General features: G+C 66.6%; 20 protein-coding genes. 11 read left to right on the top strand and 9 right to left on the bottom strand.

The window, feature by feature from the left end; all coding sequences use genetic code 11:
- The first annotated feature begins 63 nt into the window (after positions 1-63).
- Positions 64-1,638 carry an aminopeptidase P N-terminal domain-containing protein gene (locus MRBLMD1_RS03635; protein WP_364397552.1) on the top strand — a complete coding sequence of 525 codons (1,575 nt, stop codon included), beginning with the start codon at positions 64-66 and terminating at the stop codon, positions 1,636-1,638.
- Positions 1,639-1,756: 118 nt separating this feature from the next.
- Here MRBLMD1_RS03635 and MRBLMD1_RS03630 read toward each other — a convergent pair whose 3' ends face one another.
- Positions 1,757-2,785: a general stress protein gene (locus MRBLMD1_RS03630; protein ID WP_364397550.1), complete on the bottom strand. Its 1,029-nt coding sequence runs from the start codon at positions 2,783-2,785 to the stop codon at positions 1,757-1,759.
- Between the two features lie 77 nt (positions 2,786-2,862).
- Here MRBLMD1_RS03630 and MRBLMD1_RS03625 point away from each other — a divergent pair, with 77 nt between their 5' ends.
- The 3 genes from MRBLMD1_RS03625 (at position 2,863) to MRBLMD1_RS03615 (ending at position 6,044) form a co-directional block, all read left to right on the top strand.
- Positions 2,863-4,146, top strand: coding sequence for a magnesium transporter MgtE N-terminal domain-containing protein (locus MRBLMD1_RS03625; protein ID WP_159631493.1), 1,284 nt, complete (start codon positions 2,863-2,865; stop codon positions 4,144-4,146).
- Positions 4,130-4,822, top strand: a complete 693-nt coding sequence (locus MRBLMD1_RS03620) for a DUF1003 domain-containing protein (protein WP_159631492.1) — start codon at positions 4,130-4,132, stop codon at positions 4,820-4,822. Before MRBLMD1_RS03625 ends, MRBLMD1_RS03620 begins: the two co-directional genes overlap by 17 nt.
- Before the next feature lie 64 nt (positions 4,823-4,886).
- Positions 4,887-6,044, top strand: coding sequence for an Mrp/NBP35 family ATP-binding protein (locus MRBLMD1_RS03615; RefSeq protein WP_159631491.1), 1,158 nt, complete (start codon positions 4,887-4,889; stop codon positions 6,042-6,044).
- A gap of 9 nt (positions 6,045-6,053) precedes the next feature.
- Here MRBLMD1_RS03615 and MRBLMD1_RS03610 read toward each other — a convergent pair whose 3' ends face one another.
- The 3 genes from MRBLMD1_RS03610 to sigE all read right to left on the bottom strand — a co-directional run bounded on the left by MRBLMD1_RS03610 (position 6,054) and on the right by sigE (position 8,058).
- Positions 6,054-6,458: a Sec-independent protein translocase TatB gene (locus tag MRBLMD1_RS03610; RefSeq protein WP_159631490.1), complete on the bottom strand. Its 405-nt coding sequence runs from the start codon at positions 6,456-6,458 to the stop codon at positions 6,054-6,056.
- Positions 6,459-6,527: 69 nt separating this feature from the next.
- A complete protein-coding gene (locus MRBLMD1_RS03605; protein ID WP_364397546.1) occupies positions 6,528-7,436 on the bottom strand; it encodes an anti-sigma factor in 909 nt (302 codons plus the stop codon).
- 7 nt (positions 7,437-7,443) lie between these two features.
- Positions 7,444-8,058, bottom strand: a complete 615-nt coding sequence (gene sigE, locus MRBLMD1_RS03600) for an RNA polymerase sigma factor SigE (RefSeq protein ID WP_159631489.1) — start codon at positions 8,056-8,058, stop codon at positions 7,444-7,446.
- 229 nt (positions 8,059-8,287) lie between these two features.
- Here sigE and MRBLMD1_RS03595 point away from each other — a divergent pair, with 229 nt between their 5' ends.
- Positions 8,288-8,920, top strand: coding sequence for an O-methyltransferase (locus MRBLMD1_RS03595; RefSeq protein WP_159631488.1), 633 nt, complete (start codon positions 8,288-8,290; stop codon positions 8,918-8,920).
- A 57-nt stretch (positions 8,921-8,977) separates the two neighbouring features.
- On the opposite strand, the gene MRBLMD1_RS03590 is transcribed toward MRBLMD1_RS03595, so the two are convergent.
- The 4 genes from MRBLMD1_RS03590 to MRBLMD1_RS03575 form a co-directional block, all read right to left on the bottom strand.
- Positions 8,978-9,145, bottom strand: a complete 168-nt coding sequence (locus MRBLMD1_RS03590) for a DUF3117 domain-containing protein (RefSeq protein WP_009357720.1) — start codon at positions 9,143-9,145, stop codon at positions 8,978-8,980.
- Between the two features lie 233 nt (positions 9,146-9,378).
- Positions 9,379-10,635 carry a hypothetical protein gene (locus MRBLMD1_RS03585; RefSeq protein WP_364397543.1) on the bottom strand — a complete coding sequence of 419 codons (1,257 nt, stop codon included), beginning with the start codon at positions 10,633-10,635 and terminating at the stop codon, positions 9,379-9,381.
- Positions 10,632-11,093: a DivIVA domain-containing protein gene (locus tag MRBLMD1_RS03580; protein ID WP_364397541.1), complete on the bottom strand. Its 462-nt coding sequence runs from the start codon at positions 11,091-11,093 to the stop codon at positions 10,632-10,634. The genes MRBLMD1_RS03585 and MRBLMD1_RS03580 overlap by 4 nt, the downstream gene beginning before the upstream one ends.
- A 43-nt stretch (positions 11,094-11,136) precedes the next feature.
- A complete protein-coding gene (locus MRBLMD1_RS03575; protein ID WP_159631485.1) occupies positions 11,137-11,919 on the bottom strand; it encodes a TIGR00730 family Rossman fold protein in 783 nt (260 codons plus the stop codon).
- A 104-nt stretch (positions 11,920-12,023) separates the two neighbouring features.
- Between MRBLMD1_RS03575 and MRBLMD1_RS03570 the strand changes: the two genes are divergently transcribed.
- The 4 genes from MRBLMD1_RS03570 to MRBLMD1_RS03555 all read left to right on the top strand — a co-directional run bounded on the left by MRBLMD1_RS03570 (position 12,024) and on the right by MRBLMD1_RS03555 (position 15,309).
- Positions 12,024-12,779 carry an amino acid ABC transporter ATP-binding protein gene (locus MRBLMD1_RS03570; RefSeq protein ID WP_026265670.1) on the top strand — a complete coding sequence of 252 codons (756 nt, stop codon included), beginning with the start codon at positions 12,024-12,026 and terminating at the stop codon, positions 12,777-12,779.
- 70 nt (positions 12,780-12,849) lie between these two features.
- Positions 12,850-13,737: a glutamate ABC transporter substrate-binding protein gene (locus MRBLMD1_RS03565; RefSeq protein ID WP_141159890.1), complete on the top strand. Its 888-nt coding sequence runs from the start codon at positions 12,850-12,852 to the stop codon at positions 13,735-13,737.
- A gap of 85 nt (positions 13,738-13,822) precedes the next feature.
- The gene (locus MRBLMD1_RS03560; RefSeq protein ID WP_018768597.1) at positions 13,823-14,473 is read left to right on the top strand and encodes an amino acid ABC transporter permease; all 651 of its coding nucleotides are present in this window, start codon (positions 13,823-13,825) and stop codon (positions 14,471-14,473) included.
- Entirely contained in the window at positions 14,470-15,309 is an 840-nt protein-coding gene (locus tag MRBLMD1_RS03555) for an amino acid ABC transporter permease (RefSeq protein WP_224026575.1), read from the top strand. Before MRBLMD1_RS03560 ends, MRBLMD1_RS03555 begins: the two co-directional genes overlap by 4 nt.
- 70 nt (positions 15,310-15,379) lie before the next feature.
- Here the strand turns inward: MRBLMD1_RS03555 and dapE are convergent, their stop codons facing one another.
- Positions 15,380-16,516: a succinyl-diaminopimelate desuccinylase gene (dapE, locus tag MRBLMD1_RS03550; RefSeq protein ID WP_364397536.1), complete on the bottom strand. Its 1,137-nt coding sequence runs from the start codon at positions 16,514-16,516 to the stop codon at positions 15,380-15,382.
- Positions 16,517-16,567: 51 nt separating this feature from the next.
- Here dapE and dapD point away from each other — a divergent pair, with 51 nt between their 5' ends.
- Together dapD and MRBLMD1_RS03540 are read left to right on the top strand one after the other, a co-directional pair.
- Positions 16,568-17,596 carry a 2,3,4,5-tetrahydropyridine-2,6-dicarboxylate N-succinyltransferase gene (dapD, locus tag MRBLMD1_RS03545; protein ID WP_159631481.1) on the top strand — a complete coding sequence of 343 codons (1,029 nt, stop codon included), beginning with the start codon at positions 16,568-16,570 and terminating at the stop codon, positions 17,594-17,596.
- A 16-nt stretch (positions 17,597-17,612) separates the two neighbouring features.
- The gene (locus MRBLMD1_RS03540) at positions 17,613-18,476 is read left to right on the top strand and encodes a hypothetical protein (RefSeq protein ID WP_364398003.1); all 864 of its coding nucleotides are present in this window, start codon (positions 17,613-17,615) and stop codon (positions 18,474-18,476) included.
- Positions 18,477-18,483: the final 7 nt, after the last annotated feature.

Raw genomic sequence — 18,483 nt, 5'->3', positions numbered from 1 at the left:
CCGGGGACAGGAGACCGGGGAGGCCTGTTCGCGTAGCCGGGATGCTGGTGAGACGATGGTGCCGTGAACGATGCCGAAAACACCCAAAACTCTGCTTCCCAGCCGCTGGAGGACCGCGTCAACAACCGCTCCCAGCGGCCCAGTTCCAACGCCTTCAAGGCCTTCATGGCCAGCAACTGGGCGCCGTCCAGCCAGGAGCTCCCCCGGCGCGACGCCGTCGCCGGCTACGCCGCATCCCGGCGCAAGGCGATCTCGGCCCAGTTCAAAGGCGAACGCCTGGTTATCCCCGCGGGGCCGCTCAAGGTCCGTTCCAACGACTGCGACTACCGCTTCCGCCCGCATTCCGGCTTCGCCCACCTGACGGGCCTCGGCCTGGACCACGAGCCGGACGCGGTCCTGATCCTGGATCCGGTGGAAGAGGGAACGGGCGACGACGGCGCGCACCACCGCGCCACGCTGTACTTCCGGCCGCTGGCCGGCAGGGACACGGAGCAGTTCTACGCGGACTCCCGCTCCGGTGAGTTCTGGATTGGCGCCCGTCCCACCCTCGAAGAGTTCGAGGCCCGGCTGGGACTGGCCACCGCGCACATCGACCAGCTGGAAACGGCAATCACCAAGGATGTGGGCGCCCCGGAGATCGGCGGGATCTCCATCCGCCTGGTCCGCAAGGTTGACGACAACATCGATGCACTGGTGGACACGGCCCGGTACAACACGGCCAAGGACCCCGAGAACCTGGACCTCGAGGTGCTCGACGCCCTGGACGAGAAGCTCAGCGAAGCCCTCTCCGAACTGCGCCTGCTCAAGGACGAGTGGGAAATCGAGCAGATGAAGATTGCGGTGTCGGCCACCGTTGAAGGATTTGAAGAGGTGGTCAAGGCCCTGCCGCGTGCCCTCACGCACGCCCGCGGTGAACGCGTGGTGGAGGGTGCCTTCTTCGCCCGTGCCCGCGAGGTAGGCAACGAACTGGGCTACGACACCATCGCGGCGTCCGGCAACAACGCCACAGTGCTGCACTGGACCCGGAACACGGGCCGGATCCACGCCGGCGAACTCCTGCTCCTGGACGCCGGCGTCGAGGCCGACTCTCTCTACACCGCGGACATCACCCGGACCCTTCCGGCCAGCGGCACCTTCAGCGACATCCAGCGCAAGGTCTACCAGGCGGTCCTCGACGCTGCCGACGCCGGATTCGCAGCGGCCCAGCCGGGAACCAAGTTCCGCGACATCCATACTGCGGCCACCACAGTCCTGGCTGAGCGCCTGGCCGAATGGGGAATCCTGCCCGTCAGCGTGGAGGAAGCCATCAGCCCGGAGGGCCAGCAGCACCGCCGCTGGATGCCGCACGGCACCAGCCACCACCTGGGCCTGGATGTCCATGACTGTGCCCAGGCCAAGCGGGATCTCTACCTCGACGGGGTACTCACCGAGGGCATGGTGTTCACCATCGAACCGGGCCTGTACTTCAAGAAGGAAGACCTCGCAATCCCGGAGGAATACCGCGGCATCGGCGTCCGGATCGAGGACGACATCCTCATGACCGCCGAGGGCCCCGTCAACCTCAGCGCAGCCCTGCCGCGCAAGGCGGAGGATGTGGAGGACTGGATGGCCGGCATCTACCGGACCGAAGAAGCCTGATACGCGCTGAAGAAATCAAAGAGCGGGGCCGCTGGAATGATTCCAGCGGCCCCGCTCTTAGATTGTGGCACCGGTTCCTGACGCCGTCCGCCCCGTGTACCCGGACGCACCTGCGCCGTTACTGCCGGTGGTCGCCCCGGCGCTGGTCCCCGTCCGGACCATACTGGTTTTCCACCGGGTGCTCCGCACCATCCTGCACGTGGTCCCCTGCCCGGTGTTCTGCTTCTGCCCGGTGTTCCGTGGTTTGTCCCACGCCAGGCTGCCCCGCATCAGCGGCAGGGCCCTGGGGCAGGCGCACGCCGTACTGCGGGCGGCCGTCCGGCAGGTCCGGGTAACGGACGGAACGGAACGGCTGCGCCGGCTGCTGGCCGCTGTGCTGCTGGCCGGCGTCGTACTGCTGCGCCGGCTGCTGGTCGGTATGCTGCTGGCCTGCGTCGTCCGGGTACCCGTGGCCTTCCTGCACCGGTCCGTTGTGGGCGGACGAACCGGAGGACCGCTGGCCGTAGGGATCGTTCCACCCGGCGGGGCGGGCCGGGCCCTGCCCCTGCTGCTGCCCGGGCTGCTGGTGGTGCTGCTGCTGGTACGGCTGGTTGTAGTAGTCATGCTGCGTATACGGGCCGTGGCCGGATGCTGCGTCCGAGCGGGACATGGGCAGCTGCTGCAGGAGCCGCCGGGCCTCGTGGGCTGCCTCGGGGGCCACGATCACGTCGTAGCTGGTGGCCACCACCTGGCTGGTGGAGGTGAAGTCCCGCTTGCCGCGCTGCATGGCGTAGGTGACGATGCCGAAGAGCATGAAGAACGCCGCGCCCATCAGCACCGAGGTCATGATGGAGAAGTACCCGGGTGACGGAGCGAAGAAGGAGAGCATGACGCCCACGAACAGGCCGAACCACATGCCGCTCAGCGCTCCCGACAACGCTACCCGCGGATAGCTCAGGCGCCCCGTAACCCGCTCCACCATCTTCAGTTCATTGCCCACGATGGACACCATCTGGACCGGGAACTGCTGGTCCGCCAGGTAGTCAACCGCTTTCTGGGCGTCGAGGTAGGAAGTGTAGGAGCCAACGGTGTCACCGGTGGGAACAGCCCGGGCATCGTCCGGTCCGTTCGCGGCGCCGGCCTTGGGAGCACCAAAAATGTTCGACATAAACCCATTCTTGCCCATCTAGGTGGGTGCCGCCTGTAAATTCAGCTAAAAGAGAGCAGACTCGGTAGCCTGTAGTGGTGAGCACAACACCTACACGCGTCTTCGTGGCACGCCTCCTGGGCCTCGACGTCTTCGACCCGCTGGGCGACCGGCTGGGCCGGCTGCGCGACGTTGTTGTGCTGTCCCGGGGAACCCGGGGAGCTCCGCACGTGGTGGGCATTGTGGTGGAAGTTCCAGGCAAGAAGCGCGTCTTCGTGCCCATGACCCGCATCACCTCGATCGACCAGACGCAGATCATTTGCACGGGCCTGGTCAACCTGCGCCGGTTTGAACAGCGTGGGGCGGAAACCCTGGTGGTGGCCGAGATGTTCGACCGCCGGGTCACCCTACGCGACGGCAGCGGCGACGCCACGATCGAAGACATCGCCATAGACCAGCACCGGTCCCGCGACTGGTTCGTCAGCAAGCTCTTTGTCCGGCGCGGCCACTCCCTGTCCCCTTTGAGCCGGCTGCGCCGCAACGAAACGCTGATCATCGACTGGGCGGACGCCCAGCAGGGGCCGCGCACCGAACCGCAGGCCGCCACCCAGTTCGTGGCCAACCACGAGGACCTCAAGCCCGCGGACTTCGCCGAGGCCCTGCAGGAAATGAGCGACAAGCGCCGCTTCGAGGTTGCCAGCGAACTGCAGGACGAACGGCTGGCCGACGTCCTCCAGGAACTGCCGGAGGACGACCAGGTAGAGATCCTCTCCGCCCTGGATGTCCAGCGCGCCGCGGACGTCCTGGAGGAGATGGATCCTGACGACGCCGCCGACCTCCTCGGAGAACTCCCCTCCGCCCAGGCAGAGGAACTGCTCCAGCTCATGGAGCCTGAAGGCGCCGAGGACGTCCGCCGCCTGCTTGAGTACGACGAGGACACCGCCGGCGGCCTGATGACCCCGGTGCCTGTCATCCTGCCGCCGGAGGCCACCGTCGCCGAAGCCCTGGCCCACGTCCGGCGCGAGGAGCTCTCCCCCGCCCTGGCGTCGTCGATCTTCATTGCCCGGCCGCCGCTGGAAACGCCCACGGGCCGCTTCCTGGGCGTGGTGCACATCCAGCAGCTGCTGCGTTTCCCGCCGTTCGAGGCACTGGGAAACCTGGTGGACAAGAACCTTGAGCCGTTGTCCGACCAGGCCCACATCAGCGAAGTGGCACGGACTTTGGCCACCTACAACCTGAACTCCCTCCCGGTGGTCAATGACGCCGGCCGGCTTGTGGGGGCGGTGACTGTTGATGACGTCTTGGATCATTTGTTGCCGGACGACTGGCGCGCCCATGACGGCGAAGCCCCGATAAGAAAGCTCGGTGGCCGCATTGGCTGATAACAGCGCTCTGAAGAACACCAACCAGCGGAACCTGGCCAATGCGGAATCAAAAGGCAGTCTCGATACACCCCTAAGCGCGCGCCAGCGGATCCTGCCCAAATTCAAGCCTGACCCGGACGCGTTCGGGCATGCCACCGAGGGCTTTGCCCGGTTCATGGGCACGCCGCAGTTCCTGGTCTACATGACCGTGTTCTGCATTTTCTGGCTCGGTTGGAACACCTGGGCGCCGGTGGAGTGGCAGTTTGATTCGCGGGACCTTGGCTTCACCCTGCTGACCCTTATGCTGTCGCTGCAGGCCTCCTACGCCGCACCCCTGCTGCTGCTGGCGCAGAACCGGCAGGATGACCGCGACCGCGTCTCGCTGCAGCAGGACCGGCAGCGGGCCGAGCGCAACCTGTCCGATACCGAATACCTGACCCGGGAGCTGGCCTCCCTGCGCATCGCGCTGCGCGAGGTAGCAACCCGCGACTACGTCCGGGCCGAGCTGCGCTCGCTCCTGGAAGACCTCCTGGAAGCGCAGGAGGAACTGCGGACCCATGAGGACTCCGGGCCCGGCTCGCACGAATCCCCGCGGGACAAGGTCAAGGACAAACTGCGCGAGCAGCGGGACCGGCAGCGCAACCCGCGCACCCAGCAGATCCCCCGGGTCAAACCCGGCCACTCTGCCCAATGACAAGCAGGCCGTCCGTCACCGGCCGGCCCGCCGCCTATACCGCACGAAAGCCGAGGCTCCGTCCATGAGCGCCCCCACCCACCCCGCAGCCGCCGGCCGGCCACCACTGGTCAGTGCCGTCAACGATGCCCTGGCCACGGTCATCGATCCGGAGCTGCGCCGCCCCATCACGGAACTGGGCATGGTGGACTCCGTCCAGGTGTCCGACGACGGGAAGGTCACCGTCGCGGTCCTGCTCACCATCGCGGGCTGCCCGTTGCGGGATACCATCACCGCCGATTCGCAGAAAGCCCTTTCCGCGGTCCCCGGCGTCACGGCCGTCGACGTCGAGCTCAAGGTGATGGACCAGGCGCAGCGCGATGCCCTCAAGGAGAAGCTGCGCGGACCGGGCGGCCAGCGCACGATTCCCTTCAACGAGCCAGACTCCCTGACCAAGGTCTACGCGGTGGCCAGCGGCAAGGGCGGCGTGGGCAAGTCCTCGGTGACGGTGAACCTGGCCACGGCACTGGCCGCCCAGGGCCTCCGGGTGGGCATCGTGGACGCCGACGTCTACGGCTTCTCCGTACCCGCCCTGCTGGGCATCACGCAAAAACCCACGCAAGTGGACGACATGATCCTTCCGCCCGTGGCCTACGGCGTGAAGGTGATTTCCATCGGCATGTTCGTGACCGGCAACCAGCCGGTGGCCTGGCGCGGACCCATGCTGCACCGGGCGTTGGAACAGTTCCTCACCGACGTCTACTTCGGCGACCTGGATGCCCTGTTCCTGGACCTCCCGCCAGGCACCGGCGACATCGCCATCTCCGTTGCCCAGCTGTTGCCCAAGGCTGAAATCCTGGTGGTCACCACGCCGCAGGCAGCCGCAGCCGACGTCGCCGAACGGGCCGGTGCCATCGCCACGCAGACCGGGCAGAAGATCGCCGGCGTCATCGAGAACATGTCGTATCTGGAGATGCCCGACGGTGGCCGGATGGAGCTGTTCGGCAGCGGCGGCGGGACGGTGCTCACAGAACGACTCAGCGCCACGGTGGGAGCGGACGTCCCCCTGCTGGGCCAGATTCCCCTGGACATCGAGCTGCGCGAGGGCGGGGATGCAGGGGTTCCGATCGTCCTTGGCAGGCCCGGGGCTCCAGCGGCGGCCGCGCTTACCGGCATCGCCGGGCAGCTTGCCGCTAAACCGCGCGGCCTCGCCGGGATGAAGCTGGGTCTGCAGCCCCGCTGAGTGGGAGGCCTAGGTAGCTTCGGTGTCGAACGGGGCGGTCTCGCCCGGGGCGAGCCGCTGGACTACCCTTTCGGGCCGGCTGGGGGCGGCATCTGCTGCGGCGGCAGCGCCGGAAACGGCAGCCACCGCGGCGGGGGCGCCTGCGCTGACGGGCTTGGTGTCGTCGTCGAGCAGTGCTTCCTTGATGATGCGCCGGGGATCGTACTGGCGGGGATCGTATTTCTTCCAGTCGACATCATCGATGTCGATGCCCACTTCTTCCTTGATTTGCTCACGGGCACCGTTGGCCATCCGGCGGACTTCCTTGACCAGGTTCGCCAGCTTCTGGGTATATTCCGGCAGCCGCTGGGGGCCGATCACCAGCACGCCAATGATCAGCAGAAGGATGAACTCCGGGCCGTTGATTCCAAACACTTTAGGAAGATTACCCTCTCCGGGCAGCGAGTGACGATTCCCACCCGGCGGGCGGGTAAACAGTCCGTGTCATTGGGTGAACAGGGCCGCGATCTTGTTGATTCCGCGCTCCAGCCGTGCATCCAGGGGTTCCGCGGCCTGCCCTTCCGGCCGGTCCGGGACGTCTGCCGCGACTCCCTCCGCCGCGGAATCGGCAAGCCGCTTGAGGATGGGCATGGCATCGTCGGCCTGCTCCGCGGGCAGGTCGGAGCGGTAGGTGATGGTCAGGCCTGCGGCCCGGTACGTGGCGGACCACTGGGAGGTGCCCGGCACCTGCACCGGTCCACCCTCCTGGCCCGCAGCGCTCTCCCCTTCGGCAACCCCGTGAACCACCGGGGCGTGGCCTGCTGGTTCATTGGCGACAGGGTGCTGCTCCGTGACAGTGGCGTGGTGTGCGCCGTCAGTGAGCCTCAACTCCACTGCGGGCTCCCCGTTGACCACCAGCGCACGCGCCGCTTCCAGATGGAATCCCATGGCCTGCAGGTCCGGACACGCCCATCCTTCGGAACGCAGGGTGGCCAGCTGCGTGGCGCTCAAGGGCCGGCCGTCAGCGGGGGTCTGCGATGAGACATGCGAAAAAGCGGCCTCGGTTCCCGCCGGTTCGCCGGCTCCGGGGTCGCCTGCTGCCGTGAAAGCACCCACGGCCAGCACGCCCGCCGCAGCTACGGTTCCGCCGGCGGTGAGCGCAAGGGCCCGGGCGGCCATGCGGGAGGTGACACCCTGGGGCGGCGGCACCGGGGCGGCCGGCTGGGCTGCCAGTTCGTGGGTCCGGGCCAGCAGCCGTGCGGTCAGGTCCTGGCTGGCGGGCGGAATGGGGGCATCCCGCAGGCGCTCAAGGTACTGCCGTTCCCGGCGCACCGTGGCGGCACACTCCTGGCAGGCCTCAAGGTGGCTGCCGGTGCGCTGATGCCTGCCGCCGAAAGGAAACTGGGACTTCATGTGCCGTTCAGAGGATGCCGGCGATGCGCGGCATCGAAAGCTTGCGGCGGGACTGCTGCGGGCGCGGATCGCGGTGGGCCAGCTTTTCGCGGAGCATGGTCCGTCCCCGGTGGATGCGCGAACGGACGGTGCCCAGCTTCACGCCCAGGGCCTCGGCGACTTCGTCGTAGGAGAGCCCTTCAAGGTCGCACAGGACCACGGCGGCGCGGAAGTCCGGCGGCAGTTCCTCCAAGGCGGCCTGCACGTCCAGGTCCAGGTTGTTCAACTCGAAGCTTTGCTCCGGACCCGGCTCCCGGCCCGGCAGCCGGGACTCGGCGTCCTCCGCCAGTGCGTCGAAACGGATCCGGGTCTTCCGCCGGGCCTGGTCAAGGAACAGGTTGGTGGTGATGCGGTGGAGCCAGCCATCGAGGGTTCCGGGCTTGAAGTTCTCCAGCGAACGGAACACGCGGACAAAGACCTCCTGGGTGAGGTCCTCGGCGTCGAACTTGTTGCCGGTCAGGCGGTAGGCCAGCCGGTAGACCTTCGCAGAGTGGTTGGTGACCACTTCTTCCCAGGTGGGACGGACCCACTCATCGTCGGGATTGTTTACTGCAGGGACAGGTGCCACAACTGAAGATGACATCGTCCACTCCCCTCGTGGAATGCTAACGCCCGGATACTGTTGACATCTCTGATTCGGCGCCGGTCACCTTTTGGATGAGCGGATACCAATCATTTCAAACTTGGCTGGGAATTTCCTGATCGGGCGCAAACTTCAGCCGTCGGCGCAACGCCCGCTTCCCTGCCCGGCCCGGCCGGACACAGTAGGCTTGAGGAGACATTCCCCCTTTACGCCCAGAAAGCGATTATTCATGAGCGCCGACAAGTCCAGCAGCTGGTCCTATGCAGAAGATCTGCCCGCTGAGGATGAGGTTATGCTTCGGGCCCGGGAACGTTCTTTTGAATTGGGCGTCAGCGCCATCAGTCCCGGCGTGGGCGCGGTCCTCACGGTCCTGGCCGCCGCGTCCAAGGCGCAGACGGCGGTGGAGATCGGCACCGGCGCCGGCGTCTCCGGCGTCTGCCTGCTGCGGGGCCTTGGCGCGCACGCTGTCCTGACCACCATCGATGTGGACGTGGAGCACCTGCGGGCTGCCCGCGAAGCGTTCGCCGAGGCCGGCAGTCCCGCCAACCGGACCCGCACCATTTCCGGCCGCGCGGGCGACGTCCTGCCCCGGCTCACGGACGGCGCCTACGATCTTGTCTTCATCGATGCGGACAAGCCCGGACTCCCCGGCTATGTGGAACAGGCCATCCGGCTGCTCAAGCGCTCGGGCCTGCTGGTCATCAACGATGCCCTGGACAAGGACAAGGTGGCCAACCCTGCAGGCCGCGAGCCCAACACGGTGACCCTGCGGCAGGTGGGCAAGGCCATTCGCGACGACGACAGGCTGGCGTCGGCAATGCTTCCCACCGGGGACGGCCTGTTGGTTGCCGTCAAGAAGTAGTCGCCGCATGAAGGTCGGGGTGCGCAGCCCGCGGGCTGCGCACCCCCACCGGCACGACTATTCGGTAACGCCGACCAGGCATTCCTTGAGGTTGGCTGCCTCGGCAGCGTTCAGTTCGACCACCAGGCGCCCGCCGCCTTCGAGCGGGACCCGCATGATCAGGCTGCGGCCCTCCTTGGTGACTTCCATTGGGCCGTCGCCGGTGCGTGGTTTCATAGCCGCCATGAGGAATTCCCCTCCATTTTGTCCCAGGACTAATCAGCCCGGGCGGGCTGTGTCCGCATGTCGATCAGGCCGCTGTGGCGGGGTGGTTGGACCACCGCCGAGGCTGCGCGTTTTCTGAATGCTTTTGTCCTTGCTTACCTATCATTATCGCGGAATTACCCGCACGTAGCTAATCGATGGACATTTCCCGGAACGTGTCATTCCCGCCCTGACCTGCGCGAAAGCCGGTTTTGCTACGGCGGATAATCCCCTCCGCCGGGCAGCGGCGCCCACGCCCACAGCCACACGATCCAGACGATCTGCAGCAGCAGGAACATGGCCACAACGGTCCCCCGGTACGCCCTGGACCGGGACAGGAAAACCGTGCCCAGTGCCAGCGGAAACAGCGGCAGCAGCATCCTGAAGGTACTGGTCTGGGGGTGGAGGAACGCCAGCAGGTAACCCATGTAGCAGGCGCACCAGAGCCGCAGTTCGACGCCGAGCCGCACCACGGGGCGCAGGAACAGCATCACGCCGAACAGGGCCACGAAAACCAAGGGTGCGAGGACGCCCAGCACAGGACCAAAGAGGTCGACGCCGGTGTCGAACCACGGCTTGAAAGGCACCAGGTCGCGGCCCCGCCAGACGGTTTCGGTTTTGGTGTACGCCTGCAGGTCCCCGGTGGCCGCCCATGCCGCAGCCGGCCACGCCAGGGCGGACAGGCCGGCGACGGCGGTGAGTCCGGTGAGTGCCGCCAGGTCCTTGACCGAGTGGGTATTGTCAGCCGGACCCCCTTGCCGCCCGCGGCGGAGATTCGCGGCGGCGTGGAAGACCAGGAGCAGCCCCAGCATGGCAGCGAAGGGAACGCCCACGGGCCGGGACAGGCACAGCAGGACCACTACGGGGGCGGCCCAGAGGTACCGGCGGCGCACCACCAGGAGCAGGGCCCCAGCGAGCAGCAGGAGGGACAGCGGCTCGGCGTAGGGCACTTGCAGAACAGCCGAAACAGGGAAGACCGAGAAGAACGCAACACCCCACATAGCGGGTGCGTGCGGGGCCTTCTGCCGGAAGAGGGCGTACACCGCGAGCGCAGCACCCCATCCGGCCAGCATGGCGACCACCGTAAGTGCGGCGGCAGGGTTCAGGCCGGTGAGGCGGCTGAGTCCGCCGGCCAGCGCAGGAAAAAGAGGGTAGAAAGCCCACGTGTTTTCCTGGACGTTCCCGGCGGCGTCCGTGGGAAGGACCGACGGGTAGCCGTTGGCGATGACCTGTGCGTACCAGCGGGCATCCCAGATGTTGATGAAGTTCCAGTAGTCCGGCTTTGGCGGAAACCAGGGGTTGGGGCCCTGGTGGAGCGCCGCGGCCATGAAAATGCAGGCTGTTACCAGCCTGGACCCGCCGTACAGTGCGGTGACCTGGAGCCACCATGGCCAGCCGCTGACGGCGGACGCAGCCCGGTGGGCCATATTGCCGGCAGAGGCCAGCGGGCTGCGGCGGGCAACCGTGCTCACAGGCCGCCCTTCCGCGGGGCAGCGCCTCCATGGACCGCCGGGTTCCCGCCCTCTCCCGCGTCCGGCACTTCCGGAACCGTGCTGGGGGCCTGGGGCCCGCCGTCGTCCGGCTGGCCTGGGCCGGCGCCGGTTTGCGCTTCCGTGGCGGCCAGCCGGTCCCGCAGTTCGGCCATTTCCGCGTCGCGTGCCGCCAGCTGGTCCCGCAGTTCGTCCAGGACCTGGTCCACCTGGTCCATCCGGTAGCCGCGCAGGCCCAGCGAGAAGCGAAGCCGGGTCACGTCCTCCGGAACGGCGCGCTCCGGCAGCAGCACCGGCGGCAGGTTGGCCGGCGGCTCTTCGAAACCGCCCAGCAGGACAGGAAGCACCGCCCCGTCCGGCCTGCGGGAGCGCCGGCCCAGGCCGGCCCAAAGGACCGCCGCCACAAGGACGACGGCGAGGAAAACCAGAAAGAAGCTCACTGCTCCATCGTGCCAGACCGGTGGCGCCAACCGCGGCCCGCGGCTACTCCGGCCGCTGTTCCCCGTTCAGTGACGGGGCCACCGCGCCGTGGAGGACCCGGTCCACGGCTTCGGCGGGGTCATCAACCAGCTGGATAAGGTCAAGGTCCTTCTCGGAGACCATGCCCTCGGCCACCAGGGTGCCCCTGATCCACTCGATCATCGGTCCCCAGAAGTCGACGCCCAGGAGGACGATGGGGAAGGACGTCACTTTCCGGGTCTGGACCAGGACCATGGCCTCGAACAGCTCATCCAGGGTGCCCAGGCCGCCGGGCAGCACAATGAAGCCCTGCGCGTATTTGACGAACATGGTCTTGCGGGCAAAGAAGTAGCGGAAGTTGATGCCCAGGTCCACCCACTGGTTCAGGCCCTGCTCGAAGGGCAGTTCAATGCCGAGACCCACCGATACGCCGTTGCCTTCCACCGTTCCCCGGTTGGCCGCCTCCATGGAACCCGGGCCGCCGCCGGTGATCACGGCGACGCCGGCTTCGGCGAGCTTGCGCCCCACTTCCACGCCCATCTCGTAGTACACGCTTCCGGGCTTGGTGCGGGCTGAGCCGAAGACGCTGACGGCCTTCCCGATGTCCGCCAGCGCGCCGAAGCCCTCGACGAATTCGCTCTGGATCCGCAGGACCCGCCAAGGGTCGGTGTGGACGAACTGGCCGGGGCCTTTCGTATCGAGCAGGTGCTGGTCCGACATTTCCACGGCCGCCTGCTTGCGGCGCAGCTCGAGGGGCCCCTTACGGCGCGGCTGGGTATTCTTGGCCGGATCTGCGTTGATGCTCATTCCCCTAGGCTAACCTCCAACTCCAGGTATCTCTTGAATCACGATCGGCATGAACTTGGGGTGATTGGCGTCATAACCCACGGTTGTTCGCTAGATTCTTTCCTATGACTACTCATGTGCCCGGCGATGCTCTCGTCTCCCTGAACGCCGTTAACAAGCATTACGGCCAGCTGCACGTTTTGAAGGACATCAACCTCCAGGTCCGCAAGGGCGAGGTTGTTGTGGTCATCGGGCCCTCCGGCTCCGGTAAGTCCACCCTCTGCCGGGCAATCAACCGCCTGGAAACCATCGAGGGCGGAACCATCAGCATCGACGGGAAAGTCCTCCCCGAGGAAGGCAAGGAACTCGCACAGCTCCGCGCCGACGTCGGAATGGTCTTCCAGTCGTTCAACCTGTTCGCGCACAAGACCATCCTTGAAAACGTCACCCTGGGGCCGATCAAGGTCAAAGGTGTTTCCAAGGCGGCAGCGGAAAAGGACGCCATGGCGCTCCTGGAACGCGTGGGCGTGGGCCACCAGGCTCCCAAGCTGCCGGCCCAGCTCTCGGGCGGCCAGCAGCAGCGCGTTGCGATCGCCCGCGCCTTGGCAATGAAGCCGAAGGTGATGCTGTTCGACGAGCCCACGTCAGCGCTGGACCCCGAAATGATCAACGAGGTCCTGGACGTCATGGTCCAGCTCGCCAAGGAAGGCATGACCATGATCGTGGTCACCCACGAGATGGGCTTCGCCCGCAAGGCGGCCGATCGTGTGGTCTTCATGGCGGACGGCCAGATCGTGGAGGACGCCACCCCGGAGGAGTTCTTCACCAACCCGAAGAGTGACCGGGCCAAGGACTTCCTGTCCAAGCTCCTCACCCACTGACTTACCGAACAACCACACTTCAGATCGCATCCAGGCCGGAAAACCCGCGGCCACCAATGAAAGGAATGTCATGAAGGCATTTATGTCCCGGCGAAAGTCCTTCGTCGTGGCGGCTACCGCTGCCCTCGCACTGTCGCTCAGCGCCTGCGGCGGCGGAGACTCAGGCGGCTCCAGCAACCCAAGCCCCGTTGAGAAGCCGTCGTTCGCTGCCGGAACCACCATGGCGAAGCTGTCCTCCGCCGGCACCATCAAGATCGGCACCAAGTTCGACCAGCCGCTGTTCGGCCAGGTGGGCCTGGACGGCAAGCCCGTAGGTTTCGACGTCGAAATGGGCAAGCTGATCGCCGCCAAGCTGGGCATCCCCGCAGACAAGATCGAATGGTCCGAGACCGTTTCCGCCAACCGCGAGCCCTTCATCGAGCAGGGCAAGGTTGACCTGGTCATCGCCACGTACACCATCAGCGACAAGCGCAAGCAGGTTGTGGACTTCGCCGGCCCGTACTACGAAGCCGGCCAGGCCCTCATGGTGAACAAGGACAACGACACCATCAAGAAGCCCGAGGACGTCAAGGGCAAGAAGGTCTGCTCCGTCACCGGTTCCACCCCGGCCGCCACGATCGTGGACAAGTACGGCGCCGAGCTCGTCCCGGCCGCCACCTACTCCGCCTGCCTGGAGCCGCTGCGCAACAAGCAGGTTGAAGCCGTGACCACTGACAACGTGATCCTCGCCGGCTTCGTTGACAAGGAGCCGGACGCCTTCAAGCTCGCTTCCGACGAGACCTTCACCAAGGAGCCTTACGGCATCGGCCTGAAGAAGGGCGACACCGAGTTCCGCAACTGGATCAACGACCAGCTCGAATCCTTCGAAAAGGACGGCTCCTACAAGAAGGCCTGGGAAGCCACTGCAGGTTCAGTCATCAAGACTGCCCCCAGCCTCCCGGCCATCAACCGTTACTAAGTAGCGTCCGCCGCGCCGCCGGGGCTGTTCAGCAGCCCCGGCGGCACCGCCTTTAATCCGTCCACGCTTACAGCCGAAGGATCTTATGGACGTCATCTTTGAAAACCTGCCCCTGTACTGGGAGGGTTTTCTCCGCACTCTTTTTCTCTCCGTTGTCTCCGGCATTTTCGCGTTGATCCTTGGCACCTTGCTTGCCGCGGCACGCGTCTCCCCGGTCGCAGCGCTTCGCGGTTTCAGCACCGTGTACGTGGAAGTCCTCCGCAACACGCCGCTGACCATCGCATTCTTCTTCGCAGCGGTGGTGCTCCCCCGGATCGGGGTCAAGTTCGAGCAGTTCGAGATCGCCGCAATCATTGCCCTCAGCACCTACACCGCCGCGTTCATCGCCGAAGCTGTCCGCTCGGGCGTCAACAGCGTGCCTGTGGGCCAGGCCGAGGCCGCACGCAGCATCGGCATGAAGTTCGGCCAGGTTCTCTCTCTCATCATCCTTCCCCAGGCACTGCGCACGGTGATCCCGCCGCTGATCAACATCCTGATCGCCCTGGTCAAAAACTCCTCGGTGGCCGGTGCCTTCTTCGTCCTGGAACTGTTCGGTTACGGCCGCCAGCTGGCCAACGCCAACGGTGACGCCGTGATCACGGTCCTGCTGGGCACGGCGTTCTTCTATCTGCTCCTCACCGTTCCGCTGGGAATCCTCGCCAACACGGTGGAACGAAAGGTGGCGATTGCCCGATGAGTTCCGTTCTCTACGACGTCCCGGGTCCCAAGGCCCGCCGGGTCTCCCTCATTGCCTCCATCATTGGCGGCCTGCTGATTCTTGGCCTGCTGGCCTGGGTCGTCCTGACCCTTTCCCAGCAGGGCATCTTCGAAGCCCGCCGCTGGCAGATCTTCACCCGTGCCGATGTTTGGCGCCTCCTCGGCAACGGGCTGGGATCCACCCTCTCGGCAGCGGCACTTGCCGCAGTCATCGCGTTCCCGCTGGGCCTGCTGCTGTGCCTCCTGCGCATTTCGGACGCCGCCGCCATCCGGGTACCCATGCGGGTCATCCTGGAGTTCCTGCGCGGCATGCCCGTGGTCCTGATGATGCTCTTCATCCTCCTGGGCTTCGGCACCTCCGCGTTCGTCGCCGTCGTGGCCGGCCTGGTGCTGTACAACGCGGCGGTCTTCGCCGAAATCATCCGGGCCGGTATCCAGTCCCTCCCCAAGGGGCAGCGCGAAGCCGGCCTGGCCATCGGCCTGACCAGCTACAAGTCGCGCATGCTGATCGAACTGCCGCAGGCAATCCGCCGCATGATGCCCTCGCTCGTTGCGCAGATGGTGGTTCTGTTGAAGGACACCTCGCTGGGCTACATCGTGGCGTACGGCGAACTGCTGCGGGCCGTCCAGGTCATGGCGGACTTCCTGGGTACCCAGTACCTGTTCCCCATCTTCTTTGTGGCGGCGGCCATCTACATCGCCATCAACATCTCGGTTTCACGGCTTGCCGTATGGATCGAGCGCCGCGGCTCCAAGAAGGCGGCCGGCGGCACGGCGAAGGCCGAACCCGATGTCCTGGAGGCTGCGGCACCCTAGGCTTCGAAGCTGCAACAGAAAAGGTCCGGAATTCCCGTGGGGAGTTCCGGACCTTTTCCGTTAAGGACCGTCAGCCGGCGAGCCAGCTTTGCAGCGCGGCGAGGCACTTGCGGACGGCATCAGCGTGGACGTGCTCGTTGTCCTTGTGTGCCAGCAGTGCATCGCCCGGGCCGAAGTTCACCGCGGGGATGCCCAGCTCGCTGAAGCGTGCGACGTCGGTCCAGCCGTATTTGGGTTTGGGCTCGGCTCCCACGGCGGCAACGAAGGAGGCGGCAGCCGGGTGCTGCAGGCCAGGACGCGCTCCCGCGGCGGCATCCGTGCGGACCACGTCGAAGCCCTCCAGCAGTTCCCGGACGTGGGCTTCGGCCTGGTCCGGCGTCTTGTCCGGGGCGAACCGGTAGTTGATTTCCACCACACAGCGGTCCGGGATGACATTGCCGGCCGTGCCGCCGTTGATCTTTACCGCGTTGAGGCTTTCCCGGTACTCCAGCCCGTCAACGTTGATGGTCCGCGGTTCGTAAGAGGCCAGGCGGGCCAGGATAGGGGCTGCTGCGTGGATGGCGTTGCTGCCCATCCATGCCCGCGCCGAGTGTGCGGCCTCGCCCGCCGTGCTGGCCTCGAACCGGCTGGTGCCGTTGCAGCCGCCCTCCACCGTGCCATCCGTAGGCTCCAGCAGGATGGCGAAATCTCCGTGCAGCAGGTCTCCGTGGTTGCGGACCAGGCGTCCCAGGCCGCTCTTGACCGCCTCCACTTCCTCGTGGTCGTAGAACACAAAGGTGACGTCCCGCTTGGGCTGCGCGCCGCCGTCAAACATTCCTGCTGCCAGCGCCAGCTGGACCGCCACGCCGCCCTTCATGTCCGTGGCTCCGCGGCCATAGAGGACGCCTTCACCCGGAACGCCGGATTCCCAGCTGGACGGGACGGTGCCCTTGGAACCTTCAGTCAGGGGCAAGGGAACCGTGTCCAGGTGCCCGGCGAGGATGACCCGTTCGGTGCGGCCCAGTTCGGTGCGGGCGACGATGGCGTCACCGTCGCGCACCACCGTGAGCTGGGGAATTTCCCGCAATGCGGCTTCGACGGCGTCCGCGAGTTGCTTCTCGTTGCCCGACACGCTGTTGATGTCCATGAGTGCGGCGGTCAGCAGCGCAACGTCCTGGTGCAGGTCAAGGGTGGACACGGAAGATTCGGGGGCAATTTCAGCAGTCACGAAGCCAGTCTAGTTCGAACCGCCTGCCCGGCCCTCGATAGACTGGAGCACATGACTGAGACTGCTTCCTCCGCCGTGCCCGAAACCCTGACCTCCAACACTGAAGACCGTTCCGCCTATGGCTTTGGTGTGGCCACCATCGCCACCACCGGCAGCGACACCACGGTCCTGGACGTCTGGTTCCCGGCACCGGCACTCGGTGTTGCGGCCGAGGACCTCCGTTCGGTGGAAAACGCCGACGAAGCCCTGACCGCCATCGCTGAGAACGGCGCAGACCAGGACCGCGGCACGGAGCAGAAGGTGGTCTTTGTCCAGATCAACCTCGACGAAGCCCCCGCCGACACCGCGGACGCCTACCTCCGGCTGCACCTTCTCTCGCACCGCCTGGTCCAGCCCAACACCATTAACCTGGACGGCATCTTCGCCAAGCTCCCCAACGTCGTGTGGACCAACTTCGGCCCCGCCGCCGTCGAGGGCTTTGAACTGACGCGCGCCAGGCTGCGCCGGCGGGGCGCTGTCACCGTCTACGGCATCGACAAGTTCCCGCGCATGGTGGACTACGTGGTCCCCAGCGGGGTCAGGATTGCCGACGCCGACAGGGTGCGCCTGGGTGCGCACCTCGCCGCCGGCACCACCGTCATGCACGAGGGCTTCGTGAACTTCAACGCCGGAACCCTGGGCACCTCCATGGTGGAGGGGCGCATCTCGGCGGGCGTCGTGACCGGGGACGGCAGCGACGTGGGTGGCGGCGCGTCCATCATGGGCACCCTGTCAGGCGGCGGCAAGGAAAAGATCACCATCGGCGAGCGGGTCCTGCTCGGGGCAAACTCAGGCGTGGGCATCAGCATCGGTGACGATTCGGTGGTGGAAGCCGGCCTCTACGTCACGGCGGGCACCCGCGTCCGCGTCCCGGGCCCCAAGGACGAGGTGGGCGAGGACACCACCAGGATCGTCAAGGCTGCCGAGCTCTCCGGCGTCCCCAACCTGCTGTTCCGCCGCAACTCCACCACGGGCGCGGTGGAGGCTCTCCCCCGCAAGGGCCAGACCGTGGAACTGAACGACGCCCTGCACGCCAACTAGTCTCTTCGTGGCACCTCTGTCTGCGGCGCGCAGGCGCGGCCTGCGCCGCCTGGCGGTGCTGCTCCTCACCCTGGCACTGGCAGCGGGAGGCATTTACACGGCGGTCTACTTTGTGCAGCGTTCCGAGACCCTCGTCTCGGAGCGCTGCACCGCCACGGCCGGCGGCCGGACCGGGGAACTGGCGCCGGACCAGGCGGCCAACGCAGCCCTGATCACCGCCGCGGCCGTCCGGCGGGGCCTCCCTCCGCGTGCCGCCACCATTGCCCTGGCCACTGCCATGCAGGAGTCAAAGCTGCGCAACATCGGCCACGGCGACCAGGCCGGCCCTGACTCGCGGGGGCTCTTCCAGCAGCGGCCGTCCCAGGGCTGGGGCACCGAGGCCCAGATCATGGACCCGTACTACGCCGTCAACGCCTTCTATGACGCCCTGGTGAAGATCCCTGGGTACGAGACGCTGGACATCACTGACGCCGCCCAGCAGGTCCAGCGTTCCGCCTACCCCAAGGCCTATGCCCAGCACGAGGAGATGGGCCGGGCCTTCGCTTCCGGGCTGACCGGACAGACTCCGGCGGGAGTCCAGTGCACGCTGCGCTCCCCGACGGCAGGCGGGAATTCAACAACAGTGGTGACGGAGCTGGAGCAGGCGTACGGCGGCGTGGATGCGCAGGTGGACGGCGCCACCCTGGTAGTGGACGCGGACGGGGCACTGGCATGGTCGGTGGCCCAGTGGGCGGTTGCGAATGCCAAGGACCTGGCGGTGACCAAGGTGGAAGTCGCCGGCCGCAGCTGGGACCGGCCAGGCGGGGACGGATGGCAGGCGTCGGGGGCCGCCGCCGGGCAGGTGCGCATCACCGTACGGCAGGACGACGGCGGCACGTGACCTCCCG

Source organism: Pseudarthrobacter sp. LMD1-1-1.1 (assembly GCF_040676255.1).
Lineage (GTDB): Bacteria > Actinomycetota > Actinomycetes > Actinomycetales > Micrococcaceae > Arthrobacter.
This window is presented reverse-complemented; position numbering and strand designations above follow the sequence as displayed.